At 37.6% G+C, this 25,085-nt stretch carries 22 protein-coding genes and 2 tRNA genes; 7 read left to right on the top strand and 17 right to left on the bottom strand.

Annotated elements, in window-relative coordinates:
- The first annotated feature begins 6 nt into the window (after positions 1 to 6).
- Complete coding sequence (locus HMPREF2991_RS05080; RefSeq protein ID WP_000231197.1) at positions 7 to 450, top strand: PH domain-containing protein; 444 nt, start codon at positions 7 to 9, stop codon at positions 448 to 450.
- Positions 451 to 546: 96 nt separating this feature from the next.
- The gene (gene cysK, locus HMPREF2991_RS05075) at positions 547 to 1,473 is read left to right on the top strand and encodes a cysteine synthase A (protein ID WP_000158480.1); all 927 of its coding nucleotides are present in this window, start codon (positions 547 to 549) and stop codon (positions 1,471 to 1,473) included.
- A gap of 103 nt (positions 1,474 to 1,576) precedes the next feature.
- Here the strand turns inward: cysK and tsf are convergent, their stop codons facing one another.
- The 12 genes from tsf to yfmF all read right to left on the bottom strand — a co-directional run bounded on the left by tsf (position 1,577) and on the right by yfmF (position 12,751).
- Positions 1,577 to 2,617: a translation elongation factor Ts gene (gene tsf / locus HMPREF2991_RS05070; protein ID WP_000808056.1), complete on the bottom strand. Its 1,041-nt coding sequence runs from the start codon at positions 2,615 to 2,617 to the stop codon at positions 1,577 to 1,579.
- Positions 2,618 to 2,695: 78 nt separating this feature from the next.
- On the bottom strand, positions 2,696 to 3,475 hold the full coding sequence (gene rpsB / locus HMPREF2991_RS05065) for a 30S ribosomal protein S2 (protein WP_000268475.1): 780 nt from the start codon (positions 3,473 to 3,475) through the stop codon (positions 2,696 to 2,698).
- Positions 3,476 to 3,697: 222 nt separating this feature from the next.
- On the bottom strand, positions 3,698 to 4,906 hold the full coding sequence (gene pcsB, locus HMPREF2991_RS05060) for a peptidoglycan hydrolase PcsB (RefSeq protein WP_070683619.1): 1,209 nt from the start codon (positions 4,904 to 4,906) through the stop codon (positions 3,698 to 3,700).
- A 93-nt stretch (positions 4,907 to 4,999) separates the two neighbouring features.
- A complete protein-coding gene (gene mreD, locus HMPREF2991_RS05055; RefSeq protein ID WP_070683617.1) occupies positions 5,000 to 5,494 on the bottom strand; it encodes a rod shape-determining protein MreD in 495 nt (164 codons plus the stop codon).
- A gap of 2 nt (positions 5,495 to 5,496) precedes the next feature.
- A complete protein-coding gene (gene mreC / locus HMPREF2991_RS05050; protein WP_001078970.1) occupies positions 5,497 to 6,312 on the bottom strand; it encodes a rod shape-determining protein MreC in 816 nt (271 codons plus the stop codon).
- Positions 6,313 to 6,372: 60 nt separating this feature from the next.
- Positions 6,373 to 7,167 (bottom strand): energy-coupling factor transporter transmembrane component T family protein, encoded by a 795-nt coding sequence (locus HMPREF2991_RS05045; RefSeq protein ID WP_000377881.1) that lies wholly within the window; start codon positions 7,165 to 7,167, stop codon positions 6,373 to 6,375.
- On the bottom strand, positions 7,160 to 7,999 hold the full coding sequence (locus HMPREF2991_RS05040) for an energy-coupling factor transporter ATPase (protein ID WP_042903075.1): 840 nt from the start codon (positions 7,997 to 7,999) through the stop codon (positions 7,160 to 7,162). Before HMPREF2991_RS05040 ends, HMPREF2991_RS05045 begins: the two co-directional genes overlap by 8 nt.
- A complete protein-coding gene (locus HMPREF2991_RS05035; protein WP_000835733.1) occupies positions 7,984 to 8,811 on the bottom strand; it encodes an energy-coupling factor ABC transporter ATP-binding protein in 828 nt (275 codons plus the stop codon). Before HMPREF2991_RS05035 ends, HMPREF2991_RS05040 begins: the two co-directional genes overlap by 16 nt.
- Positions 8,808 to 9,353: a CDP-diacylglycerol--glycerol-3-phosphate 3-phosphatidyltransferase gene (gene pgsA / locus HMPREF2991_RS05030; protein WP_070569582.1), complete on the bottom strand. Its 546-nt coding sequence runs from the start codon at positions 9,351 to 9,353 to the stop codon at positions 8,808 to 8,810. The genes HMPREF2991_RS05035 and pgsA overlap by 4 nt, the downstream gene beginning before the upstream one ends.
- A gap of 10 nt (positions 9,354 to 9,363) precedes the next feature.
- The gene (rodZ, locus tag HMPREF2991_RS05025; protein WP_070569585.1) at positions 9,364 to 10,185 is read right to left on the bottom strand and encodes a cytoskeleton protein RodZ; all 822 of its coding nucleotides are present in this window, start codon (positions 10,183 to 10,185) and stop codon (positions 9,364 to 9,366) included.
- A gap of 35 nt (positions 10,186 to 10,220) precedes the next feature.
- Positions 10,221 to 11,504, bottom strand: a complete 1,284-nt coding sequence (yfmH, locus tag HMPREF2991_RS05020; RefSeq protein WP_049484951.1) for an EF-P 5-aminopentanol modification-associated protein YfmH — start codon at positions 11,502 to 11,504, stop codon at positions 10,221 to 10,223.
- On the bottom strand, positions 11,501 to 12,751 hold the full coding sequence (gene yfmF / locus HMPREF2991_RS05015) for an EF-P 5-aminopentanol modification-associated protein YfmF (protein ID WP_070569589.1): 1,251 nt from the start codon (positions 12,749 to 12,751) through the stop codon (positions 11,501 to 11,503). The genes yfmH and yfmF overlap by 4 nt, the downstream gene beginning before the upstream one ends.
- A 160-nt stretch (positions 12,752 to 12,911) precedes the next feature.
- On the opposite strand from yfmF, the gene yaaA reads away from it, so the two are divergent.
- Both yaaA and recF read left to right on the top strand, forming a co-directional pair.
- Positions 12,912 to 13,280, top strand: a complete 369-nt coding sequence (yaaA, locus tag HMPREF2991_RS05010; RefSeq protein WP_000455868.1) for a S4 domain-containing protein YaaA — start codon at positions 12,912 to 12,914, stop codon at positions 13,278 to 13,280.
- 2 nt (positions 13,281 to 13,282) lie between these two features.
- Positions 13,283 to 14,380: a DNA replication/repair protein RecF gene (gene recF, locus HMPREF2991_RS05005; RefSeq protein ID WP_070569593.1), complete on the top strand. Its 1,098-nt coding sequence runs from the start codon at positions 13,283 to 13,285 to the stop codon at positions 14,378 to 14,380.
- A 52-nt stretch (positions 14,381 to 14,432) separates the two neighbouring features.
- Here the strand turns inward: recF and guaB are convergent, their stop codons facing one another.
- Together guaB and trpS are read right to left on the bottom strand one after the other, a co-directional pair.
- Positions 14,433 to 15,911 carry an IMP dehydrogenase gene (gene guaB / locus HMPREF2991_RS05000; RefSeq protein ID WP_000073405.1) on the bottom strand — a complete coding sequence of 493 codons (1,479 nt, stop codon included), beginning with the start codon at positions 15,909 to 15,911 and terminating at the stop codon, positions 14,433 to 14,435.
- 162 nt (positions 15,912 to 16,073) lie between these two features.
- Positions 16,074 to 17,099 carry a tryptophan--tRNA ligase gene (gene trpS / locus HMPREF2991_RS04995; RefSeq protein ID WP_000165481.1) on the bottom strand — a complete coding sequence of 342 codons (1,026 nt, stop codon included), beginning with the start codon at positions 17,097 to 17,099 and terminating at the stop codon, positions 16,074 to 16,076.
- 195 nt (positions 17,100 to 17,294) lie between these two features.
- Between trpS and HMPREF2991_RS04990 the strand changes: the two genes are divergently transcribed.
- Together HMPREF2991_RS04990 and HMPREF2991_RS04985 are read left to right on the top strand one after the other, a co-directional pair.
- Positions 17,295 to 18,917 carry an ATP-binding cassette domain-containing protein gene (locus tag HMPREF2991_RS04990; RefSeq protein ID WP_000958796.1) on the top strand — a complete coding sequence of 541 codons (1,623 nt, stop codon included), beginning with the start codon at positions 17,295 to 17,297 and terminating at the stop codon, positions 18,915 to 18,917.
- Between the two features lie 61 nt (positions 18,918 to 18,978).
- On the top strand, positions 18,979 to 21,531 hold the full coding sequence (locus HMPREF2991_RS04985) for a YfhO family protein (RefSeq protein WP_070569597.1): 2,553 nt from the start codon (positions 18,979 to 18,981) through the stop codon (positions 21,529 to 21,531).
- A 21-nt stretch (positions 21,532 to 21,552) separates the two neighbouring features.
- Here the strand turns inward: HMPREF2991_RS04985 and HMPREF2991_RS04980 are convergent, their stop codons facing one another.
- On the bottom strand, positions 21,553 to 24,207 hold the full coding sequence (locus HMPREF2991_RS04980; protein ID WP_070569599.1) for a YhgE/Pip domain-containing protein: 2,655 nt from the start codon (positions 24,205 to 24,207) through the stop codon (positions 21,553 to 21,555).
- Between the two features lie 128 nt (positions 24,208 to 24,335).
- Here HMPREF2991_RS04980 and HMPREF2991_RS04975 point away from each other — a divergent pair, with 128 nt between their 5' ends.
- The gene (locus HMPREF2991_RS04975; RefSeq protein ID WP_070569601.1) at positions 24,336 to 24,878 is read left to right on the top strand and encodes a TetR/AcrR family transcriptional regulator; all 543 of its coding nucleotides are present in this window, start codon (positions 24,336 to 24,338) and stop codon (positions 24,876 to 24,878) included.
- Positions 24,879 to 24,911: 33 nt separating this feature from the next.
- Here HMPREF2991_RS04975 and HMPREF2991_RS04970 read toward each other — a convergent pair.
- Together HMPREF2991_RS04970 and HMPREF2991_RS04965 are read right to left on the bottom strand one after the other, a co-directional pair.
- Positions 24,912 to 24,985, bottom strand: a tRNA-Asn gene (locus tag HMPREF2991_RS04970).
- A gap of 5 nt (positions 24,986 to 24,990) precedes the next feature.
- Positions 24,991 to 25,062 (bottom strand) — tRNA-Glu (locus HMPREF2991_RS04965).
- Positions 25,063 to 25,085 lie beyond the last annotated feature (23 nt).

The raw sequence follows: 25,085 nt of genomic DNA, 5'->3' as shown, positions 1-25,085 counted from the left end.
AAATACATGGTGTTTGGAAAATTTATTCAAGGACTTGCTGGTAACTTCAGCGAGGAAAACAAAGAGACTCTTATCAAAGAATATGGTCAATATCTACTAGAGAATGAAGAAATTCAAAGTGGATATAAACTTATTCGCGATTCCATCATCTTTACAAATATTCGTATTATTTTTACAGATAAGCAAGGTGCCACTGGTCGCAAGGTGTCTGTTAAGTCACTCTTTTTGATGAACATTGTAAACGTTGAAATGGAAACTGCTGGAGCAGGTATAGATGATAGTGAGATTACGATTACTTATTTAGAAAATATCTCTCTTAAAGCACATAATGAGCATCTGAGTTTCCATAAATTTGAATTCCCTAAAAAAACGGACATCCTCCCTCTTTACACCTATTTATTAGAATTGGCTTATCACAATCGATTAAAAATTAATGGCTTAGACCTTTGATATAAAAAAATCCTATCACTTTGATAGGATTTCTATATTTTACAAATAGCCTTAAGCGCGTTATACTAGTATCATCTTATACAAAGAGGTATATCTATGACTATTTATAATAATATCACTGAACTTATTGGACAAACACCGATTGTTAAACTCAACAACATTGTTCCAGAGGGTGCTGCAGACGTCTATGTTAAACTAGAAGCTTTTAACCCTGGATCGTCAGTAAAAGACCGTATTGCCCTTAGCATGATTGAAAAAGCAGAACAAGATGGTATTCTAAAACCGGGAGCTACTATTGTTGAAGCAACGAGTGGAAACACTGGTATCGGTCTTTCATGGGTTGGTGCCGCTAAAGGATATAAAGTTGTTATCGTCATGCCTGAAACGATGAGTGTGGAACGACGCAAGATTATCCAAGCCTATGGTGCTGAACTCGTCCTTACTCCTGGTAGCGAAGGAATGAAAGGGGCTATTGCCAAAGCTCAGGAAATCGCCGCTGAACGAGACGGCTTCCTTCCACTCCAATTTAATAATCCAGCTAATCCAGAAGTACACGAAAGAACAACAGGAGCTGAAATACTGGCTGCTTTCGGTTCTGATGGACTAGATGCTTTTGTAGGTGGTGTTGGCACCGGTGGAACGATCTCAGGTGTTTCTCACGCTCTTAAAGCAGCAAATTCAAACATTCAAGTTTATGCAGTTGAGGCAGACGAGTCAGCTATCTTGTCTGGTGAAAAACCAGGACCTCACAAAATTCAAGGCATCTCAGCTGGATTTATTCCTGAAACACTTGATACAAAAGCCTATGATGGTATCGTTCGCGTAACGTCAGATGATGCTCTAGCGCTTGGCCGTGAAATTGGTGGAAAAGAAGGCTTCCTGGTTGGGATTTCTTCAGCTGCAGCAATTTACGGGGCAATTGAGGTTGCCAAGAAATTAGGTACAGGTAAGAAAGTCCTTGCTTTAGCACCAGATAACGGCGAACGTTATTTGTCTACAGCACTCTATGAATTTGAAGTGTAACCTCCTAAATACACTTAGCCCTTATTAAAGGGCTTTTTGTTTACTCATACAGAATCTACTCTCTAGACCAAAAGAAAAAGGAAGCAATTTGCTTCCTTTTCTATTAGTTATTCAAGGCTGCTGCCATTGTAGCTGCAACTTCTGCTTCAAAGTCGTTTGCAGCTTTCTCGATACCTTCACCAACTTCAAAGCGAGCGAACTCAACTACTGAAGCATTTACTGATTCAAGGTAAGCTTCAACTGTCTTGCTGTCATCCATGATGTATACTTGTGCAAGAAGTGTGTATGCTTGGTCAACTTTGGTGTTGTCAAGCATGAAGCGGTCCATTTTACCTGGGATGATTTTGTCCCAGATTTTTTCTGGTTTGCCTTCTGCAGCCAACTCAGCTTTGATATCAGCTTCAGCTTGAGCAATCACTTCATCAGACAATTGTGCTTTTGATCCATACTTCAAGTGTGGAAGAGCTGGTTTACCAACCATTGCACGGCTTTCGTTATCTTGGTCGATTACGTGGTTCAATTGTGCCAACTCATCTTTAACGAATTGCTCATCCAATTCTTTGTAAGAAAGAACTGTTGGTTTCATCGCAGCAATGTGCATTGAGATTTGTTTAGCAAGCGCTTCGTCTCCACCTTCGATTACAGAGATAACACCGATACGTCCACCATTGTGTTGGTATGCTCCGAAGTGTTGTGCATCTGTTTTTTCAAGCAAAGCAAAACGACGGAATGAGATTTTTTCACCGATTGTAGCTGTTGCAGATACATATGCAGCTTCAAGAGTTTCACCTGAAGGCATTGTCAAAGCAAGAGCTTCTTCGTTGTTAGCTGGTTTTCCTTCAGCGATTACTTTAGCTGTTGCGTTTACCAAGTCAACGAATTGAGCGTTTTTCGCAACGAAGTCAGTTTCGGCATTTACTTCAACTACTGCTGCAACGTTACCGTTAACAAATACACCAGTCAAACCTTCAGCTGCAACACGGTCAGCTTTCTTAGCTGCCTTCGCCATACCTTTTTCACGAAGCAATTCAATCGCTTTTTCGATGTCACCGTCTGTTTCTACAAGCGCTTTTTTAGCGTCCATAACACCGGCACCAGATTTTTCACGCAACTCTTTTACAAGTTTAGCTGTAATTTCTGCCATTTTGATTCTCCTATATTTTTTAAAAATAGGAGAGCTGGGCTAGGCCCCGCCCTCCTAGGTAATTACTATTTATATGAATTAAGCGTTGTCGCCTTCTACAACTTCAACGATTTCTTCGATTGAGTCAGCTTGAGCTTCTGAAGCTGCAAATTCTGCTTCAACTGCTGCTGCGTCTTCACCTTGACGTCCTTCGATGATAGCGTCAGCCAATTTAGCTGTGATCAATTTAACAGCGCGGATAGCGTCATCGTTAGCTGGGATGATTACATCGATATCGTCTGGGTCAGTATTTGTGTCAACCATCGCTACAACTGGGATACCCAATTTTTTAGCTTCTTTAACAGCGATTTGTTCTTTATGTGGGTCAACTACGTACATTACATCAGGGATACGAGGCATGTCTTCGATACCACCCAAGAATTTTTCAAGACGTGCACGTTGTTTATTAAGAAGTGCAACTTCTTTCTTAGGAAGAACGTCGAAGATTCCTTCTTCTTCCATACGTTTGATTTCTTTCAAACGAGCAATACGTTTTTGGATAGTTCCCCAGTTAGTAAGAGTTCCACCCAACCAACGGTGGTTGATGTAGTATTGACCTGAACGTTCTGCTTCTTCTTTAACAGCGTCAGCAGCTTGTTTTTTAGTACCAACAAACAATACAACTGCATCGTTAGCTGCTGCATCACGCATAAAGTCGTATGCTTGGTCAGCGTATTTTACAGTTTGTTGCAAGTCGATAACGTGGATTCCGTTACGCTCAGTGAAGATGTACTTAGCCATCTTAGGGTTCCAGCGACGAGTTTGGTGACCAAAGTGTACACCAGCCTCAAGAAGTTGTTTCATTGAAATTACTGCCATGAGTATTTCTCCTTTTTGTTTTTTTCCTCTCCTCGACTTCAACTTGCAAAACGACCCGAGGGCAACAGTTTCACAATTCATCAAGAATGAGTATTATCGTTTACACGACAAGTTTCATTTTACCACATTTTAACGATATTTTCAAGTGGTTTTGCTAGTTTTTAGCCTAACTTAAGACTAAAAAAGAAAAGAGACTCAAATCGAGCCTCTTCGTTTCATTCATTAGTTTGGATAGATGTATGTTACATAACCTTCAGAAGTTGTAGTTGGGTTGAACCATCCACGTTTGTTACCGATTGTACGATTTCCACCATAGTTTGATTCTGATACTTGAATGCTAGTTGATGATGAAACTGCTGTAACAACCGCTACGTGTCCATATCCACCGTCATTCCAACATGCAATCGCACCAACTTGTGGAGTTGATCCAGTACGGAATCCTGCAGCTGCTGCACTTGTAGCCCACTGCGCTCCGTTACCCCAGTAATCTCCAGCCCAAGGTGCTAATGTTTTAGCTCCCCAAGTACATTCACCAGTTGGATAACTTGAAGCATTTGTACTGTATGTTGGACGCTGTCTAGCTGGAGTTGGAGCAGGTGCTGGAGTGTAGCTCGAATCATCATCTGATGAAGAGCTTGAAGTTGCTTGCACTTGATCTGAAAGTGTTGTATTTCCAGAAGCAACAACTGATTGTTGTTGGCTTGTTTGACGTGCTTTATAAGCCGCTTCTGCTTCGGCTGCTGCTTTCGCTTCTGCCTCTGCTGCTGCTTTTTGTTCCAATAAAGTAGCTTTATCGCTTTCTGCAGTAGCTTTCTCTGCAGCAAGGTTTAACTCAGCAACTTTCAACTCTGCTTGTTTTGTTGTCAATGCTTGTGCATCGTCAGCAAGCGTTTGTTGGTTCGCAATGACAGTGTTGATTGCTTCATTATTTGCAACCTGTTTTTCAGCGATAGATTTCTTATCAGCTTTCTGTTGTTCCAACATTTTGTTGTTAGCTGATACAATCTCGCTCATGGCTGCAACACGTGAAATAGCTTCCGTAATTGATTTTGAGTTTACAATTGTATTGATATAGCTAGTTGCAGCACCGTTTGTTTGTGCGCTACGTGCTTGTTTTTCCAAAGATTCATTACGAGCAACAATGTTCTTAGAGAGCTCTGTAATTTCTCCTTCAAGTTTTTTAGATTCAGCTTGTAGAGTTTCATTCTCAGCTTCCAAGTTCGTTTGTTGAGTTTGGATAGCTGTAACTTGCGTTTGGATTTCATCTACTTGTTTTTGAGCTTCTTTTTGTTGAGCTGTCAAATTACTAATCTTACTATCTTGAGCAGCAATCTTTTCATCAGTTGTTTCAGCGTGGACAGTTGTCAATACCGCCGCTTGTGACACTAATACTGTACTTAATAAAAGTGACGCTAAGATTTTTTTCTTCATATTGTGTAGATACTCCTTCTATTTAAGACATTACTAGTATACCAAAAAAAGACATAATAAATATTACGCCTTTGTTACATTTTTATTTCTTTCTTATAGATAACATTTTTCAAAAATATATTGGAAAATAAGCATCCATAAAAAGTTTAAAATCATTGATGGGACAAGGCTATAGACGATGAAAACTGGCATCGATTCTACTGTCAATCCCATAGCAAGAGCAAGGAGATAGCTCCCCATATCAAATAGGAAACTCATCACAACTATTGTTAACATTCTTGTCCAACGGTTCAGCAAAATTACACTATTAAACTTATGGAGCGAAGCACCTATCAAGATAAATAGAAGCGTCGCAATTCCTATCAAGTGGAAAAAATAGATATCGTACACCAAACCCACTATACAGCAATAAGCTAGATAGAGATATTCTGAAACCTCAATTGTCTCAAACAAGAGAAATAAAAACAGAAAATGACTTACTAAATGAAAGTGAGGGAAGAAGGATCCTACCAATTGTCCAATATGTGCATCAATTAGTACGACAAAAGGGAGTAAAAAGAAAATACCAATTTGTTTTAACAGTCTCATTGCTAATTCCCCACTAACTCTACCACATGAAGATTTTTGGTGTCAGCACTTAACTTTACTGTTACTTCCTTTGTTAGATAATCACTGCTATGTGTTGTAGCAACAACTTCTCCAACAGGGATATCCTTAACATTAAAGTTTCCGAGCCCCCCTGTAGTCACCTTGTCTCCCGCGCTAATGTCGCTGTTGCTGTTTAATTGACTAATTTTAAGCAGTTCAGATTCCTTATCATAACCAACGATAATCCCGTAAATTTCAGTAGAACCATGCAGGATTTTAACAGAAATTTTGTCTGAATTTTCGGTGTTTGTCAATAGGTTGATCGTTGTTGAATGATCCTCCACCTTTGAAACACTACCAATCAAACCCCCGTTTGCAATGGCCAACATATTTTCAGAAGCTCCTTTTGAACTTCCCGCATCAATTGTTAACTCTTGTTTCCAAGATACTGGAGCTCGCATAATCACATCTGCTGCAATGGTTTTTGTAGCCTGCAATTTTGACTTCATATCCAGCAACTGACGTAATTGTTCATTTTCATTTTTTAAACTTTCTGATTGATTAGACTCCACCTCTAGTTGATAAAGCTGTTTTTTTAGACTTTCGTTTTCATTGTAAGTCTGCGTCAAATGTCCCAAATCTGATTTGAAAGTATCAAACCACTGAAAGGGTTTTTGAACAATTCTATCTACCAAGGAAATCCCATCTCCTAGTTTCGTCACAATAGCGCTTGAATAGGTTGTCACTAATAGTACAGAAACTGCCAGAACTGTGACAAAAACGATGATTAGATATTTTGATTTTTTAAAACGGTTCATATTCCTACCTTTATACTAAAAACCTGCTACTGTGAGCTTCTTATCAATCCTACAAACCTGCTAAGATTTTAAGAAAAATAAGAAACATCCCAGTACCAAAATCACAAGAATTGCCAGTGTATCCTTTTGACTCCATCTCAACTGTCTATACTGACTTCTACCCTTTCCTCCCTGATAACCACGCGCTTCCATGGCTATTGCCAATGAATCTGCACGCTTTAAGCTCGTCGCAAAAAGAGGAATTAAAATTGGAATCATAGCCTTTACTTTTTGAACGATGCTACCTTCGCCAAAGTCAACTCCACGAGCTTTTTGAGCATTCATAATTCTCGTCGTATCATCCATCAAGGTTGGAACAAAACGCAAACTCATTGATAACATGAGACCAATTTCATGAACGGGAACTTTCACGCGTTTCAGCGGTGCTAAAAGAGCTTCAACTGCAGCTGCCAGACTCAAAGGCATGGTCGTTAAGGTTAGCAAGGTTGAAAAGAAAATAATCAACACAAAACGACAGAAAATGATTCCTGCTTGTTGCAAAGCATAATCCGTTATTCTTATAAAAGAAAACTCAAATAGGACATTTCCACTTGAAATGAAAAAGAGCTGAAAAAGAGTCGTAAAAGCAATCAAGAAGAACATGGATTTTAATCCCTGAACGAAAAATGAGAGGGAAACGCCTGACAAAGCGATAAATATACCTGTCGCTATAAACAAAATGAGATTGGTGAGGGGATTATTAGCCCAAAATACAATCAAAATCAACAGGATCATGGCAAGCAATTTACTACGTGGATCCAAGCGATGAATAATGGAATCCCCCGGTATATAACGCCCTAAAATCATACTATCCATTTAGCGACTCCTTAAACTCCTCTATCTTGATTGGCAATTTTTTAAAAGCTACACCTCTATCTGCCAAACGTTTACAAAAGGCTGTTATTTTAGGCACACCTAACTGCACCTTTTCCATAGAGGCTACATCTTGGAAAACTTCGCTCGGTTTGCCACTTTTGATCAAACGCCCCTTTTCCATAACATAAACCTGATCAGCATATGCAGCTACGTCATCCATCAAATGCGTTACCAGAACGATTGTCATTCCAGAAAGGTGGAGTTTTTTAAACAAGGTCATCAGTTCTTTTCTGCCCAGAGGATCTAGTCCAGCTGTAGGCTCATCCAAAACCAAGACAGTTGGCTCCATGGCTAGCATACCTGCTATAGCCACACGTCTCATCTGACCACCCGAAAGTTCAAAAGGACTGCGCTCAAAGAGTGACTCATCGATGCCTACCAAGGCTAACTTTTCACGCGCAATTTTCTTGGCCTCTTCCTCAGAAACTCCAAAATTTTGCGGTCCAAATGCGACATCTTTCAAAACAGTCTCTTCGAAAATCTGATTTTCAGCAAATTGAAACACTAGACCAACTTGCTTTCGAATCTGACGAATTTCTTTATTGGTTGATGTAGGGGTAATGACGGTATCAAAAACTCGAACAGAACCCTTACTTGGTACCAATAGGCCATTTAAAAGCTGTAAAATCGTTGATTTCCCACTACCTGTGTGCCCTACTAAAGCTGTATAGGAACCATCCTCAATCGTCAAAGAAACATCAGTCAAGGCTGATGAAGATAGGGGAGTCCCCTCTTGATAGGTAAAGCTCACATTTTCTAGAGTAATTCCCATAACTTGTCCTCTAGCTCTCCTTCTGTCAAATAGCCATCCGGCAACTGATAACCAGTCTCTCTCAAAGATTCTCTCAATTGATTAGTAAAAGGCTCATCTAACCCTATCTGGTCAAGGTCATCCCGAGAAAAAAGTTCTCTTGGGCTGCTGGTTGACTCCACTTGGCCTTTTTTCATGACCAAGACACGGTCACTCATCGCAACTTCCTCTAAATCATGTGTAATGGAGACGACTGTCATCTGGTGGTCTTTTCGAATCTCTTGAACTGTCTGAATCAGTTCTCTGCGTCCCTCAGGATCCAACATACTTGTTGCCTCGTCCAAAATCAAAATAGCTGGCCTCAGGGCAACAACTCCCGCAATAGCCACCCGTTGTTTTTGTCCACCAGATAAACGAGCTGGTTCTCTCTTCTTAAAGTCCAGCATACCTACCAACTCCAAAGATTCAGCCACTCTCTTCTTCATTTCTTCACGAGGAAGTCCCTGGTTTTCTAAACCAAAGGCGACATCATCTTCAACAGTTGCCCCCACAAATTGGTTATCTGGATTTTGAAAAACCATACCAATTTGTCGACGCAAATCCCAAACATTCTCAGAGGACAGCAGTTGGCCATCTATCCAGATTTCCCCAGAGTCTGCTTCAAGCAATCCATCAATCAAACGGATAGTTGTCGATTTTCCACTCCCATTATGACCTACAATTGAAAGCCATTCTCCCCGTTTCACGTGAAACGAGACATTATTAACATCATAATGATCCTGGTCTTCCTTGTAACGAAAAGACAGATCTTTTACTTCAATAATCGATTTCATTTCGAACCAAATGTCCCTTTGAATACATGAGCGCTACCCTTGAAATAATCATAACCAGAGTAGATAGTGAAAAACAAAGCGATATAAAGTAACAGCTGACCAATTAAATTCCAATGTAAGAGCAAAAAGATAATGGCAAACATCTGACTAAAGGTCTTGATTTTCCCTGGCATCGCTGCTGCTAGAACTGTCCCTCCCGTCTCAACAAGCAACAAACGCAAGCCTGTCACCGCAAGTTCACGACAGATGATAATAGCAACAACCCAAGCCGGAGCCATACCTAACTCAATCAACATGATAAAAGCTGACATAACCAACAGCTTATCGGCCATCGGATCAGCAAATTTTCCAAAGTTGCTGACTACATTCCATTTGCGAGCAAGGTAACCATCAAGATAATCCGTTACACTAGCAACTGCAAAAATTATCGATGCTAGCAAATGACTGCCTTGTGAATGGCCCAAAGTCAAAATAAGGATAAAGAGAGGTATAAAGAGAATTCTACCAATAGTTAATACATTAGGAATTTGTTCTTTTTTCATTGATTTTTCCTTAATCTGTAGTAAATGTAAGTGTTACAGTTCCAGTCTGAGTTGTCAGCTTCGAAGTATCAATCGTTTGATTGTCCACAGTTACAGTAACTCCCTTCACTACACCTAAAGTAATGGTAACGGGATTCTTAGTTGAAACTGTTGTTTTTGCGTTTTTATTGTCTGATGACAAGGTCACACCACCTTCAAGGTCACTTCCTGAAACACTTACCCAGCTAGTTGCATCCGAAACAGTCAGCTGAACCGTAGCTGTTTCCTTACTCGTTTTATACCGAGCTTCAATGCGGTTTCCTTCGCCTGACACTGTAATAGTTGATTCCGTAGTAGAAGACGAGCTAGACGTCTGACTACTAGAAGATGAACTAGATGAGGTTGTGGAACTAGTCGAGTTCACAACACTATAATTAGCTGAAGAAGGATTTGGCTGAGTTTGGATGTAGTTCCAAACATAGTAAGTGACAAAAATTAAAATTGACAAAGCAAATAGAACGAAATAAAACAAGGGGAGATAAGACGTTTTTTTCTTATTTGATCGTCTGCGACCAGACAAGTCTTCTTCATCGACATCTACCTCTTCATAAGTGATCATACTACCTGAATCATAGGCATCCAATACAATTCTTTCATCTAACTCTACTGCCCAGGCATATTTTCTTAAAAAAGAACGAGCATAGAAGGTACTAGGAAGTTGATCAAAATCATCTGCCTCCATAGCTTCTAGAAAATGCAACTGAATTTCAGTTTTTTCCTGCAATTCCTCTAAACTCAATCCCTGATTAATTCTAGCTAAACGTAGAACCTCGCCAATTGTTTTTTTTCTCATACGTACCATTCCTTCTTTCTAGTATTAGTCATCTTTTAAGCTGGAAAGATTGTAAAATCAACTAGATCACCATTATCAATCAAACGATGTCCAGCTTCTAGAACATCCTCCAAAGTAATTTCCTGTAAAATTTTCGGAAAATCAAAAATTGTTTCTCCGCGATCCATCGGATCGTATTGAGTTGCAATAAATTCCAAAGAGTTCATGCTACTGAAAAACTCCCCAAACATCTCACTCTTAACAAGATCTAAATGTTCCTCTGTAATATCCGTATCACTACTAAACTGACGAATCGCTTTCCGAAATTGATGCGACAGAGAAACAGGCTCTTTGGTATCCATTGTCAATATCACAAAATGAAAGCGACTATTGACTTCAACCTCAAGTGACAATGACGCGTCTAACTTCCCAGACTCATATAACCTTTGAAAACGATCAGAAGTCCAACCAAACATCATCGTAAATAGTAATTTCAATAAAATATTGTAACGATAAGACTCAGCTTCTGTTATTTGCCCATTACCTCTAATCGCAACAGCAAGTTTGGGTGAAGAAACTTCCATCCGAAGACTATCTGTTTGCTTCACAGGCTGCAAGGGTAGTTGCTCTTTTGAAACCGTAAACTGGTTTGAACCTTCCTTTCCCTTTTTCGAAAAGTATTCCTCAACAACTTTTACATCAATATTTCCAACTAAAAACAGTGACATGTTGACAGGTTTGTAAAACTCTGTAAAATTCTCTTTTAAATTTGAAACTTGAATCTCAGAAATTGATTTTTCACTTCCAACAATATCTGTTGCTAAAGGAGTATCAGGATAAAGGTTGGCTAATGTTGCAAAAAACAAGCGTGAGTCTGGATCGTCTTGATACATTTCTCGTTCTTGCTGGATAATAGCCTGTTCCCTCAAAACAGACTCTTCTGTAAAATGAACATCTCCAACTAACTCATCTAGCAAATCTAAATTCTCTAATAGATGGTCAATTGTTGAAAAAAGATAGCTGGTCTTAGTAAAGCTTGTAAAGGCATTACTGTCCGCACCTAATCGAGTAAAAGCAGCCATTATATCCTCAGAATTTTCTCTTTCAAACAATTTATGTTCAAGAAAATGGGCAATTCCTGCTGGATGATGACGTAAACCTTTTTCCAAGCTTGTATAAGTTGCATCTACAGAACCAAATTGAACCGTTACAAATCCATAAACCTCATTGAAATCTTGCTTAGGGAGTAAAGAAACTGTCAATCCATTTGACAATTGTGTTTTGTAGACTATTTCCTTTACAGCAGGATAGTATTTTTCTTCAAAAGTAACCTTTGTCATTCTACTCCTTCCATAAAGTAAATCGCTTGTAACTTCAAACTATTGGCAACTTTACATACAGCTTCTTTATCAACACTCTCTAATTTTGCCACCAATCGATCAATATCAAAGCTTGATTTCCCCAATAGAGTATTCAAATAGACTCTTTCAACTAAGGTCTGTTGATTATCTTGAGCCATCAACAAAGATCGTCGAATCATCTCCTTGGTTTGTTCAAGCTCAAAATCTGTAAAGTTACCCTTTTTCAGATCTAGCAATTGATGATTCATCATTTTTCTAGCCTGATTTCGATTTTCTCTATCAATACCCGCATACATCCTTAACAGACCACTAAACAAATCCAATTGACTCGAGACTGTATAGGCTATTCCAGCATTTTCACGAACGTTTGTAAAAAGTTTCGAATGTGCAAATTCACCCAACAAACCATTCATAACAAGCATGGGCAGATGCTGATCATCACCATATTTTATAGGAGAATGATAGCCCATTTCCAAAATGGATTGCCCAACATTCCTCTGAACCATTCCCTCTCTTAGGACATTCGAATAAGATTGATGGTACTGGATAGTGATGTCGTTCTCTCTAGCTGTAAAGGGTAATGACTTCAGCGATTCTGTGATTTCTACTTCATTAAAATCACCTAAGAAAAAGAAATCAATACGATCATTCTTCAGAGCATTTTGAAAGCACGTGTAGCTACTTTCTGGAGACTCATTTGAAATGCTATTTCGTAAATCACTGTATCTCAATTGAAGACGCTCATCATGGAAGAACAAGCTATCCAACTCCTTATGAGCAAAATAAAATGAATCATCCATATCAGTAGCTAAACTAGCCAATAACTGTTTTCTTTCAATTTCAAATAAGGCTGGCTCAAAAGCACCATCTTGAGCTAAGGGAGCAAATAAAGTCTGTTTCACCAATTCCAAAATTCGAGAAGTCAAGACATTCTTTTTACTTAAAAAATCATCCCTCACATAAGTAAACGTTAAGTCAAGAATATGTGCCCGTCCCCTACGATAAGCACTTGTGGAAATATCTGTTCCATATAAACTTGCCAAGTATCTGCGAAATACTTGAGATGTTGGGTAAACTTGATTTGCCGTCTCCAACATACTCGCGCTCAACATACGTCCTGCTATTGTTTCAAGAGATAAGGGAGCAGTAAAACGAATGGTGATCTTATTTGTTTTAAACTTTTTGGATTGAACAAAATGTGCTGAAATTCCAGGCACTAATTCCATACCTTACCTCCTTACATATAGAGTTCTATTATACCACGAAAATCAAAATTTTTCTTGTTCTCTTTATAGCTTTAAAGAGTAAAACCGTTTTCATTTCAGCTAACTTTCCTTCAGCTATTTCAAGGAAAATATGGTATAATACCAAAGATTGAGGTGAATTATGGAATACAAATTATTTGAAGAATTTATTACACTCCAAGCCCTCCTAAAAGAGATTGGAATTATACACAGCGGTGGTGCTATCAAATCCTTTTTAATAGATCATCAAGTTTACTTTAATGGCGAGTTAGAAAGTAGACGTGGGAAAAAAATCCGTATTGGAGATACGATTGACATTCCTGATTTAAAGATTGACATCACCTTGACAAAACCAAGTTTAAAAGAGCAAGAAGAGTATCAAGCAGATAAGATTGAGAAAGAGCGAATTGCTAAACTTGTCAAAGAGATGAATAAAGGTGTCAAGAAAGAAAAACAAAAAACTTCTTCATCGCCTAAAACCAAACAAGTTCCACGTTTTCCAGGAAGATAACCATGTGGCTCCAACATTTAACAATTAAAACCTTTCGAAACTACAAAGAGGCAAAAATTGATTTCAATCCAAAATTAAATGTCTTTCTAGGTCAAAATGCACAAGGAAAAACCAATATTCTAGAAGCAATCTATTTCTTGGCCTTGACACGTAGTCATCGGACTCGTACAGATAAAAATCTCATTCATTTTGATAACGAGCAACTCCATCTTTCTGGCTTGCTACAGAAAAAAACAAGCTCTATCCCTCTAGAAATTGATTTAACACCAAAAGGGCGTGTGACCAAGGTCAATCACTTAAAACAAGCTCGCCTATCAGACTACATCGGACATATGAATGTTGTCCTCTTCGCACCTGAAGATCTCCAGCTAATTAAAGGAGCGCCTTCTGTCCGTCGAAAGTTTATAGACATTGAACTGGGACAAATAAAACCAATCTACTTGTCAGACTTGTCAAACTACAACCATATACTCAAGCAGAGAAATACCTACCTAAAATCCAGCCAGAAGATTGACGAAACATTTCTGTCAGTCTTAGATGATCAGTTAGTAGAGTATGGTTGTCGCGTTATAAAGCATCGGATAAAATTCATTAAAGACTTAGAGAAATTTGGTCAAAAAAAACACTTAGAAATTTCAAATAAATTAGAAGAGTTGTCAATATTTTATCAATCATCTGTCAACTTCACTGATGAAGAACAGCTAACACGTTCTTTTAAAATTGCTTTGGAGAAAAGCAGATCCAGAGACTTATTTAAAAAGAATACTGGAGTTGGCCCTCATCGAGATGATATTTCTTTTTATATCAATGGTATGGATGCTAGTTTTGGAAGCCAAGGTCAACATCGTAGCCTTGTTCTTTCTATAAAACTGGCGGAAATTGAGCTAATGGAAAGTATTACCAACGAGTCTCCAATACTACTGCTTGATGATGTTATGAGCGAACTTGACAATACACGGCAACTAAAATTACTAGAAACCATTTCACAATCTATCCAAACCTTCATTACAACAACAAGTTTAGACCACTTACAAAACTTGCCAGAAAACCTTAGTATTTTCAACATTCAAAATGGTAAAATTTCTGTAAATCAAAATTGACAACTATGTAAACAAAAAGAACTCCTGGATTTCAGGAGTTCTTTTTTACTTCTTACATGGAGTAGTTTGGTGCTTCATTAGTAATTTGTACATCATGAGGATGGCTTTCTTTTAGACCAGCCCCAGACATTTCAATAAATTGTGCATTATCATGTAGTTCTTTAAGGTTAGCTGCACCACAGTAACCCATACCAGAGCGAATACCACCAAGCATTTGGAAGACAATATCAGCTGCTGCGCCTTTATAGGCAACACGACCTTCAATTCCTTCTGGAACGAGTTTGTTTGCTTCATTGACCGCACCTTGGAAGTAACGGTCACTTGAACCTTTCTTCATTGCAGCGATTGATCCCATACCACGGTAAGTCTTAAACTTACGTCCTTGGAAGATTTCCGTTTCACCTGGTGCTTCATCTGTTCCAGCAAACATTGAACCAAGCATAACTGCATTTCCACCTGCAGCAAGGGCTTTTACAATATCTCCAGAGTACTTGATTCCACCATCAGCAATGATTGTTTTACCATATTCGCGCGCAACTGCTGCCGCATCATAAATTGCTGTCACTTGTGGGACACCCACACCTGCAATCACACGAGTAGTACAGATAGAACCTGGTCCAATCCCTACTTTGACAACATCCACACCCGCATCATAAAGAGCACGCGCACCTTCTGCAGTTGCAATATTACCAGCAATCAAAGTGCGATCTGGGAAGTGAGCACGAATTTCAGCAATTTTACGTAGAACCCCAGCAGAGTGACCATGTGCAGTATCAATAACAATTGCGTCAGCCCCTGCTTCAAAGAGAGCCTCTGCACGTTCAAATGTATCTGAAGTGACACCCACCGCACCAGCAACTAGAAGACGACCAAATTCATCTTTGGCAGCATTTGGAAACTCAATAACTTTTTCAATATCCTTAATAGTAATCAAGCCAGAAAGACGGCCTTCTTCGTCAACCAAAGGAAGTTTTTCAATACGGTGTTCTTGAAGAATATGTTCAGCTGTTGCAAGATCTGTACCAACAGGGGCAGTGACAAGATTTTCACTGGTCATATGGTTTGAGATTGGTTGATTGTAATCTGAAATAAAGCGAAGATCTCGGTTTGTTAGAATACCAACCAATTTACGATTTTCAAGTGTCTCCACAACTGGAACACCACTGATACGGTAACGTCCCATCAGTTCATCTGCTTCAGCAATCGTGTGTTCTGGAGTCAAGAAGAATGGATCAATAATAACACCATTTTCAGAACGTTTTACCTTACGAACTTCATCTGCCTGTTGCGCAATAGACATATTTTTATGGATTACTCCAAGACCACCCGCACGAGCAATAGCAATAGCCATTTGACTTTCTGTGACTGTATCCATGGCGGCTGTTATAATTGGGATATTTAAAGTCAGATTATCTGCCAATTTTGTTGTTAAATCTGCATCATTAGGCAACACATGACTTTCTGCTGGAATTAGCAATACATCATCAAAGGTAAAACCTTTTTTTAAAAATTTAGTATCCCAATTAGACATTGAAGTTTCCTCTTTTCTTTCTTTTTGAGCTTGACTCTTTTTGTATTGTATCTATCATACCATTCTATGAAAATTTGTCAATTATATTTATGGTAGAAATCATAAAAAAACTATCCCTGTGATCCTATGGAAGAGATAGTTTTACGATTCATATTTTATCTATTATTTAAAATAATTTAGTCCCATTGCTCCCTTAACTTCAGATAGAGTTTGCCCCGCAACCTCACGCGCTTTCTCACTACCTTTTTGAAGCATATTGTACACTTCTCCCATATCCTTAGCAAATTCGATACGGCGCTCACGAATAGGGCCAAGTTCCCGTTCTAATATTTCAAGTAGATAACGTTTCGTCTTCACATCACCAAGACCACCACGTTGATAATGTTCTTTCATATCTGCAATGTCTTGAGCATCTTCTGGACGACCAAACACATCTAGATAATGGAAAACCATATTTCCTTCAATCTTACCTGGATCCTCAACCCGAATATGGTCTGGATCAGTATACATGCTCATGACTTTTTTACGCAACGTATCCGCATCATCAGCTAGATAAATACCATTATTAAGGGATTTAGACATTTTAGCATTTCCATCTAAACCAGGCAAACGTCCTGCTCTCTCATTTTCTGGATAAATACCTTCCGGTTCCACCAAGACATCACAGTTATATGCGTTGTTAAAAGAACGAACAATCTCGCGAGTCTGCTCAATCATTGGTTTCTGATCTGTCCCAACAGGAACATAATTAGCCTTGAAGGCAGTAATATCTGCTGCTTGCGCAATCGGATAAACCAAAAATCCTGTCGGAATACTTTCTCCAAACCCTTTTTGAGCAATCTCTGTTTTTACTGTCGGATTTCGTTCCAAACGAGCTAGTGACACCAAATTCATATAGTACATAGATAGTTCAGCCAACTCTGGGATTTGGCTTTGAATAAAGATAGTTGACTTACTTGGATCTAATCCAACTGCTAGGTAATCTAAGGCAACATTCCCAATCGATTCTACAATCGTTTGAGGATCTTTGGCGTGATCTGTCAATGCTTGTTGGTCCGCCAAAAAAACAAACATCTCATACTTGTCTTCTTCCTGAAGTAATACTCTGTTTCTAAGGCTCCCAACATAATGTCCAATATGCAGTTTTCCTGTTGGGCGATCTCCTGTTAAAATAATGGGTTTTGTCATTTTTTTCTCCTTCGAAATGGTCTCTTCAATTATAGCATTTTTTTGTTAAAATAACAGAAAATTATTAAAATCAAACAACTAACTCATTGTAAATAAACCTGTAAACTTAATTGACACAAAATTGACAAACAAAAATTTGAATATTTCTCTCTTTTCTAGTAGAATAAATATATTACATATTATAGGAGAAAAACATTGCTTACAGTATCTGATGTTTCACTACGTTTTAGTGATCGCAAACTTTTTGATGATGTCAATATCAAATTTACAGAAGGAAATACATACGGATTAATTGGTGCTAATGGTGCTGGGAAGTCTACATTCTTAAAAATCTTAGCTGGTGATATCGAGCCAACAACTGGTCACATCTCTCTTGGTCCAGATGAACGTCTCTCTGTTCTCCGTCAAAATCATTTTGACTATGAAGATGAGCGAGTTATTGATGTCGTCATTATGGGAAATGAAAAACTTTACAACATCATGAAAGAAAAAGATGCCATTTACATGAAGGAAGATTTTTCCGATGAAGATGGTGTTCGTGCAGCTGAACTTGAAGGTGAATTTGCTGAACTTGGAGGTTGGGAATCAGAAAGTGAAGCATCTCAATTACTTCAAAACCTAAACATTCCAGAAGAATTGCACTATCAAAACATGAGCGAATTGTCTAATGGTGAAAAAGTGAAGGTTCTCCTTGCTAAAGCCTTATTTGGTAAACCTGATGTTCTTCTTTTGGACGAGCCAACCAATGGTTTAGATATCCAATCGATTACTTGGCTAGAAGACTTCTTGATTGACTTTGATAACACCGTTATCGTTGTATCCCATGACCGTCACTTCTTAAACAAAGTATGTACTCATATGGCCGACCTTGACTTTGGAAAAATCAAACTCTATGTCGGAAACTACGACTTTTGGAAGGAATCTTCTGAGCTTGCTGCTAAATTGCTAGCAGACCGTAATGCCAAGGCAGAAGAAAAAATTAAGCAATTGCAAGAATTCGTTGCTCGCTTCTCTGCCAACGCTTCTAAGTCAAGACAAGCAACGTCTCGTAAAAAAATGCTTGACAAGATTGAATTAGAAGAGATTGTTCCTTCTAGTCGTAAATACCCATTTATCAACTTTAAAGCAGAACGTGAGATTGGTAATGATCTCTTGACAGTAGAAAATCTAACTGTAAAGATTGATGGCGAAACTATCCTAGACAATATTAGTTTCATCTTGCGTCCAGGTGATAAGACAGCTCTTATTGGACAAAATGACATCCAAACGACTGCATTAATTCGTGCAATTATGGGTGACATCGACTATGAAGGAACTGTCAAGTGGGGAGTTACTACTAGCCGTTCTTACTTGCCAAAAGACAACTCGGCTGATTTTGCAGGAGGAGAGTCAATCCTTGACTGGCTGCGTCAATTTGCAAGTAAAGAAGAAGATGACAATACCTTCCTACGTGGTTTCCTTGGTCGTATGCTCTTTTCTGGAGATGAGGTTAACAAAACTGTAAACGTCTTGTCAGGGGGAGAAAAAGTACGTGTCATGCTTTCAAAACTCATGCTCTTGAAATCAAATGTCCTTGTACTTGATGATCCAACAAATCACTTGGACTTGGAATCTATCTCAAGCTTGAACGATGGATTGAAAAACTTTAAAGAATCAATCATCTTTGCCAGTCATGACCACGAGTTTATCCAAACTTTGGCAAACCATATCATTGTTTTGTCTAAGAATGGCGTCATTGATCGTATTGATGAAACCTACGATGAATTCCTAGAAAATGCAGAAGTACAAGCAAAAGTTAAAGAACTTTGGAAAGATTAAATTAGACTTCAAAACTCAGTTGGGGTAACCAACTGAGTTTTCTATCATTCTACGAGGTAACATGAAATCATTTTTTAAAACATATTGGACCTATTTTGTTTCTTTCATCATTCCTTTAGTAATTATGACTGGAGTATACCTAACTCAAGGTATCTACTGGAATAGCGATGCATCTCCACTATTAGGAGACGGTTTCCATCAATACGTTATTTTTGATGTGGCTTTACGAAATATTTTACATGGAAATGGTAGTTTGTTTTACACCTTTACAAGTGGCCTCGGACTGAATTTCTATGCTCTATCTAGTTATTACTTGGGTAGTTTTCTCTCACCTCTGGTTTACTTTTTTAATCTGTCGAATATGCCAGATGCTGTCTATCTGACCACTCTCTTAAAATTTGGATTGATTGGTCTGTCAACCTTCTTTAGTTTGACTAGATTATTTAAAGATATCCCAAAATTTTTAAAACTTGCCTTATCTACTTCCTATGCTCTAATGAGCTTTACCGTTAGTCAGTTAGAGATAAAAACCTGGTTAGATGTTTTTATCTTGATTCCTTTAATTATAACTGGTTTATACCTACTTATAACACAAAAGAAGCGCCTACTATACTTTACAAGTTTGTCAATCTTATTTATTCAAAATTATTATTTTGGGTATATGACAGTATTGTTTCTTATTTTCTGGTATCTCTGCCAAATTTCTTGGGACTTTAAAACTCGAAAATCATCTTTTCTTGATTTTGTTGTTACCTCCTTTTTAGCTGGAATGGCTAGTTTGATTATGACTCTTCCTACACTGTTTGATTTACAAACTCATGGAGAGAAGTTGACTGCCATCACAAAATTAAAGACAGATAGTAGCTGGTATTTGGATATTTTTGCAAAACAATTCATTGGATCTTTTGATACAACTAAATATGGATCTATACCAATGATTTTTGTTGGATTGCTTCCTTTTATTTTGACCATTCTATTTTTCACAATAAAATCCATAAAGTTTCACGTGAAACTTACCTATGCAATTTTCTTTACTTTTTTAATAACAAGCTTTTACATAGAAGCACTTGATTTATTTTGGCAGGGGATGCATACCCCAAATATGTTTTTGCATCGCTATGCTTGGATTTTTTCCACTCTGTTAATTTATACTGCAGCAGAAGTATTAAATCGTCTGAAAGAACTGAAGCTATGGAATCTATTTGTCTCACTTTTTCTTGTACTAACAGGATTTTTGGCTACTGTCTATTTTAAATCACACTATTCTTTTTTAACTGATTTGAATATCCTGCTCACTCTTGAATTTCTACTAGTTTATGCTCTTTTACTTCTTGCAGTCATTAGAAAATTTATCTCTATAAATCTATTTGCAATTCTTTTGTCTTTATTTATAACAGTTGAGATAAGCTTAAATGCTTCATCTCAAATGGAAGGAATAGCTAAAGAATGGGCCTTTGCTTCTCGTAGCGCCTATAATAGAGATATCACCGCTATGGAATCCATTCTAAACCAAATTGACAATCCATTTACACGTACTGAAAAACTGCAAATTCAGACTGGAAATGACAGTATGAAATTTAACTACAATGGAATCTCTCAATTTTCGTCTGTACGAAATCGCTCAGCTAGCACTAGTTTGGATAAACTGGGATTCAAATCCTCTGGAACCAACCTCAATCTCCGTTATGTAAATAACAGTCTTTTAGCAGACAGTTTATTTGGAATCCAGTACAATATTTCTGAAACTTCACTTGATAAGTATGGCTTTCAAGAGATTTATCAAAAGGATCATTTAACCTTATATAAAAATCAACTCTCTTTACCCATTGCCTTTGCCACTCAATCTATTTACACAGATGTAAACTTTAACAATCACACTCTAGATAATCAGGCTTTATTTATAAACCAGCTTGCTAATCTCAACTTAGATTACTTCTCCCAAATAGCATATGATAAAACAGATAATTCAGATGGTTTAACGAGCATCACAGGTTCTGCGAATGAAGATGCAAAGATTGATTATCAAATTGAGGTTCCTCAAAATAGTCAAGTCTATCTCTCTTTTTCAAATCTTCATTTTACGAATGATAAACAAAAGAAAGTTGACATCATTGTCAACGGTGAAAAAAAGACTTTTACAACTGACAATGCATTTAATTTCTTTAATTTAGGTTATACTGAAGAACAAAAAACTTTCAATATCAGTATTAGTTTTCCTGGAAATTCTCAAGTATCATTTGAATCACCGACCTTCTATCGTTTAGATACTCAGGCTCTTACTGAAGCAATCCAAAAAATTAAAGAACAACCTGTAGAAGTATCCACCTCTAAAAATAAAGTCTTTGCTACATATGAAGTAAAACAAGATACCTCTATTTTCTTCACTATTCCTTATGACAAAGGTTGGTCTGCATACCAAGATGGGAAAAAACTTGAAATCAAGCAGGCTCAGACTGGTTTTATGAAAGTTGATGTTCCAAAAGGAAAAGGCACCATTACACTTTCCTTTATCCCCAATGGTTTTGTTATTGGAGCAGCCTGCTCACTAACTGCCCTTCTTCTTTTTGGGATCTATAATCACAGACGAAATTTATCTAAGACAGAAAAAGATTGACCAAGGAATTGGTCAATCTTTTTAATCTTCTTCCATTTTCTTAGGTTGATAAGCTAGCATACCTAAAGCAGTAAAGAAAGCTAGTGTTATAATAAGGAAAATCACTTGGTGATGAATATTTCCTGTCATAGAGATTGTTTGTCGTAAGCCTGATACAGAATAACTCATTGGTAACCAAGGATTGACACCTTTGAAGAAATCATTTGTCAAAGCAAGGGGATAGGTCCCTGCACTTGATGCTAACTGTAATAAAAGTAAAATAAGAGAGAAGAAAGCTCCAATACGGCTATTCCAAGTTGTTAAAGCTGTCACCATAGACATGAAAGCTAAACTTGTGATTATAATTAGAATCAAGGTCCTCATCTCATGGTTCGCAGTCAATCCAATAAGATGGACACCTCCATAAACTAAAACACCTGCTAAGACAGCTATAATCCCATTTATTTCAGAGCGAGACTTCAACCAAGCCCAACGACTCTCTGGATGACGTCCAGAAGGCAACTTAGCAAAAATCATATTGGTAGATATAGCAGCAACAAAAAGAGCAACTGATATCATATAAGGAGCCATAGCAATCCCATTTACAGGGACTTGGTCATTGTCTGTTTTTGAGAGAACTAGAGGTTCAGATAATGTTTCTGCATTTTTAGATTCTGTCGAAGCTGATTTAAGTTGATTATTAGCATTGCCTAATCCTTGTCCTAATGAATCAACTCCTGTCTGTAAATTTTCAAGACTAGAGGTTAAGGTTGTTCCACCATCTGCTAGTTTTCCAGCACCATCTGCAATCTTCATAGCGCCACTTCCTAGTTGAGATGCTGCAGAAAGTAACTGTGTTGATTTATCTGTTAATTGACCAGAGCCAAATTGTAATGTAGTAAGACCTGCTATCAGCTCTGGGCTCTTATTGTTCAATTGAGCAGAACCAGATGACAAACTTTCTATACCTGATACTAATTCTGGAGCTTTTCCAGCTAACGCATCTACTCCAGCTGTCAAGGTTGATGTATTTTCTGTCAACTTACTTAATCCAGAAACTAATTTATCTAGACTAGTTGTTAAACTTGTATTCTTTTCACTTAGTTGATTAGCACCAATAGAAATAGTATCCAGTCCTTTAGTATAGTTTACAACACCTTTTTCAATTGACTGACTTCCAGGAACTAACTGATTATTTACAGAAGTTTGTAATGTTGTAAATCCATTTGACAATGTTGTCAAGGAGCTAGATGCTGCAGGTAAGAGTTGATTTGCTTTCGTCTGCACATCAGATAGATTAGATACTTGTTGTTCTGAATTCTCTATACTTTCTTTTAATCCTCCTACTGTCATTAAAATTGTTTTTGCCGACTCAATAGTAGAATTAGAATTTTTAGAAATAGCTTCTGTCAGTTCTTTCTTTTGTTCCTCTGTAAGAGATTGATAAGTAGCTGTTGATTGAAGGTTTGCAAGAGTTTTCTCTTGTTCTGTCTGACTTTTGGTCACAATATCCTGAGCAAGAGTTGTTAGATTTGGCAAAGCTTCTGACAATGTACTTTTCAGTTGAGTATTATCTGATATTGTAAGAGCTTGTAGTGTTTTATTTAGTTCTCCTAAGCTTGTTGCCAATTGCGCTATTTCTTCATTTTGTTGAGATGAGGACTCTAATTGGCTTGAAATTTCTTTAATACCAGTATTTAATTGCTCCATTCCATCTCTTAGTGTATCTGATTGATTGGATAATTGACTTGTTCCGTTAGAAAGTTCTTTCACACTATTTGTATAAGCATTTACACCAACTGAAAATTGATTGAGACCTGTATCCAGTTGTGAAACGCCACCTGTATAAGACTTTATACCTGTATTTAGCTGATTTACACCTGTCACCAACTCAGGAGTTTTTGAAGCTAATTGACCAAGTCCAGTGTCAACTTGTGAGACAGCATTTGTATAACTTTGTAAACCACTATTAAAAGTTCCTAAACCAATATGTAATTGCTCTATAGCAGACACATAGCTAGATAAGCCTTTTGTAAATTGATCCGCTCCATTTGAAAAAGTTACACTTGAGTTAGCTAGAGTATTAAGATTTGTTGTCAATGTTTGACTTCCCGTCACCAACTGATCGGCTCCATTAGCTAATTGTTCACTTCCTTCAGCTGCCTTATTTATTCCAGACTTCAAATCATTCATTTTTTGAAATAAAGCCTTAGTGTACGTTTCAGTAACATTAGTAGAGACGGTTTGTTTTAATTGTGTCATTGCAGAATCACTCATCTTACTTGCAATAAAGCTATGCCCACTTGACGTCTGATAATCAATCTGCATCTGTTCAGGATGATTCGTTAGGATAGAAGTAGCTTTTTCAGATAGATCACTTGGTAAAGTCACTACCATGTAGTAGTCACCATCTTCTAGTCCTTTTTCCCCTTCCTCTTCATTAACAAAGTGAAAATCTAAAGCCTTATTTTCTTTTAAATTAGACACCATGTCATCACCAATTGTCATTGTCTGTCCATTATAAGAAGCTTCCTTATCTTTATTGACAACTGCCACAGGTAACTCCGATACTTGACCATATGGATCCCACATGGACGATAAAAATATAATGTTGTATAAAGCTGGAATGAGAGAAATCCCTATCATTACAATGATAAAGGTCGGTTTTTTAAATATTGCTTTCCATTCTTTAAACATGTTTCCTCCTTTTTTACACATATTGTCTAAATTTTTGATATAATAGATTATACATTAAAAAATCTAAATTACAAGATAAAAAATACTTTTTTAGACATATAGTCTATTTTTGTGTACGAGGAGAAATTATGAAAGAAAGTAACAAACGTTTAAAAACAAAACGAATTATCGAAAATGCCATGGTTCAATTATTGATGGACCAGCCCTTTGATCAAATTTCTACTGTCAAGTTAGCAGAAAAAGCCGGAATTAGTCGTTCCAGCTTTTACACTCACTACAAGGATAAGTATGATATGATTGAACTCTACCAAAGTAAGCTATTTCATACCTTTGAGTATATTTTCCAAAAACATGCTCATCACAAAAGAGATGCTATTTTAGAAGTATTTGAATATTTAGAGTCTGAGCCACTCTTGGCTGCACTCTTATCTGAAAATGGGACAAAAGAAATCCAGAATTTCTTGAGAAATAAGCTTCACATTATGCTTAGCACCGACCTTCAGAAACGCTTTATGAAACTACAACTCACTCCAATTGAATTAGAATACAGTAGTATTTATCTAACAAATGCCCTATTTGGTGTTTGCCAGACTTGGATTGCTCGTGGAAAAAAAGAAAGTCCGCAAGAAATGACAGACTTCCTTATGAAAATGTTAGGTGATGTCAACTAAAAAAAGAACACCAATGGTGTTCTTTTTATCTGACTCCGCCAGTAGGACTCGAACCTACGACATCATGATTAACAGTCATGCGCTACTACCAACTGAGCTATGGCGGATAAAATAGTCCGTACGGGATTCGAACCCGTGTTACCGCCGTGAAAAGGCGGTGTCTTAACCCCTTGACCAACGGACCATCTATCTGTAGCAGATATAACC

The sequence above is a fragment of the Streptococcus sp. HMSC072D07 genome (genome assembly GCF_001814835.1).
GTDB lineage: Bacteria > Bacillota > Bacilli > Lactobacillales > Streptococcaceae > Streptococcus.
Note: the sequence above shows the minus strand (reverse complement) of the source record. Positions and strands in the feature narration are given on the sequence as shown.

Excerpts from the sequence above, each read along its gene's own strand:
- HMPREF2991_RS04980 (WP_070569599.1), bottom strand. The coding sequence starts at position 24,207 with ATGTTTAAAGAATGGAAAGCAATATTTAAAAAACCGACCTTTATCATT.
- guaB (WP_000073405.1), bottom strand. The coding sequence starts at position 15,911 with ATGTCTAATTGGGATACTAAATTTTTAAAAAAAGGTTTTACCTTTGAT.
- cysK (WP_000158480.1), top strand. The coding sequence starts at position 547 with ATGACTATTTATAATAATATCACTGAACTTATTGGACAAACACCGATT.
- recF (WP_070569593.1), top strand. The coding sequence starts at position 13,283 with ATGTGGCTCCAACATTTAACAATTAAAACCTTTCGAAACTACAAAGAG.
- trpS (WP_000165481.1), bottom strand. The coding sequence starts at position 17,099 with ATGACAAAACCCATTATTTTAACAGGAGATCGCCCAACAGGAAAACTG.
- pcsB (WP_070683619.1), bottom strand. The coding sequence starts at position 4,906 with ATGAAGAAAAAAATCTTAGCGTCACTTTTATTAAGTACAGTATTAGTG.
- tsf (WP_000808056.1), bottom strand. The coding sequence starts at position 2,617 with ATGGCAGAAATTACAGCTAAACTTGTAAAAGAGTTGCGTGAAAAATCT.
- yfmF (WP_070569589.1), bottom strand. The coding sequence starts at position 12,751 with ATGGAATTAGTGCCTGGAATTTCAGCACATTTTGTTCAATCCAAAAAG.
- mreD (WP_070683617.1), bottom strand. The coding sequence starts at position 5,494 with ATGAGACTGTTAAAACAAATTGGTATTTTCTTTTTACTCCCTTTTGTC.
- HMPREF2991_RS05080 (WP_000231197.1), top strand. The coding sequence starts at position 7 with ATGGTGTTTGGAAAATTTATTCAAGGACTTGCTGGTAACTTCAGCGAG.
- yaaA (WP_000455868.1), top strand. The coding sequence starts at position 12,912 with ATGGAATACAAATTATTTGAAGAATTTATTACACTCCAAGCCCTCCTA.
- HMPREF2991_RS05035 (WP_000835733.1), bottom strand. The coding sequence starts at position 8,811 with ATGAAATCGATTATTGAAGTAAAAGATCTGTCTTTTCGTTACAAGGAA.
- HMPREF2991_RS04985 (WP_070569597.1), top strand. The coding sequence starts at position 18,979 with ATGAAATCATTTTTTAAAACATATTGGACCTATTTTGTTTCTTTCATC.
- yfmH (WP_049484951.1), bottom strand. The coding sequence starts at position 11,504 with ATGACAAAGGTTACTTTTGAAGAAAAATACTATCCTGCTGTAAAGGAA.
- mreC (WP_001078970.1), bottom strand. The coding sequence starts at position 6,312 with ATGAACCGTTTTAAAAAATCAAAATATCTAATCATCGTTTTTGTCACA.
- HMPREF2991_RS05040 (WP_042903075.1), bottom strand. The coding sequence starts at position 7,999 with ATGGGAATTACTCTAGAAAATGTGAGCTTTACCTATCAAGAGGGGACT.
- rpsB (WP_000268475.1), bottom strand. The coding sequence starts at position 3,475 with ATGGCAGTAATTTCAATGAAACAACTTCTTGAGGCTGGTGTACACTTT.
- HMPREF2991_RS04975 (WP_070569601.1), top strand. The coding sequence starts at position 24,336 with ATGAAAGAAAGTAACAAACGTTTAAAAACAAAACGAATTATCGAAAAT.
- rodZ (WP_070569585.1), bottom strand. The coding sequence starts at position 10,185 with ATGAGAAAAAAAACAATTGGCGAGGTTCTACGTTTAGCTAGAATTAAT.
- HMPREF2991_RS05045 (WP_000377881.1), bottom strand. The coding sequence starts at position 7,167 with ATGGATAGTATGATTTTAGGGCGTTATATACCGGGGGATTCCATTATT.
- pgsA (WP_070569582.1), bottom strand. The coding sequence starts at position 9,353 with ATGAAAAAAGAACAAATTCCTAATGTATTAACTATTGGTAGAATTCTC.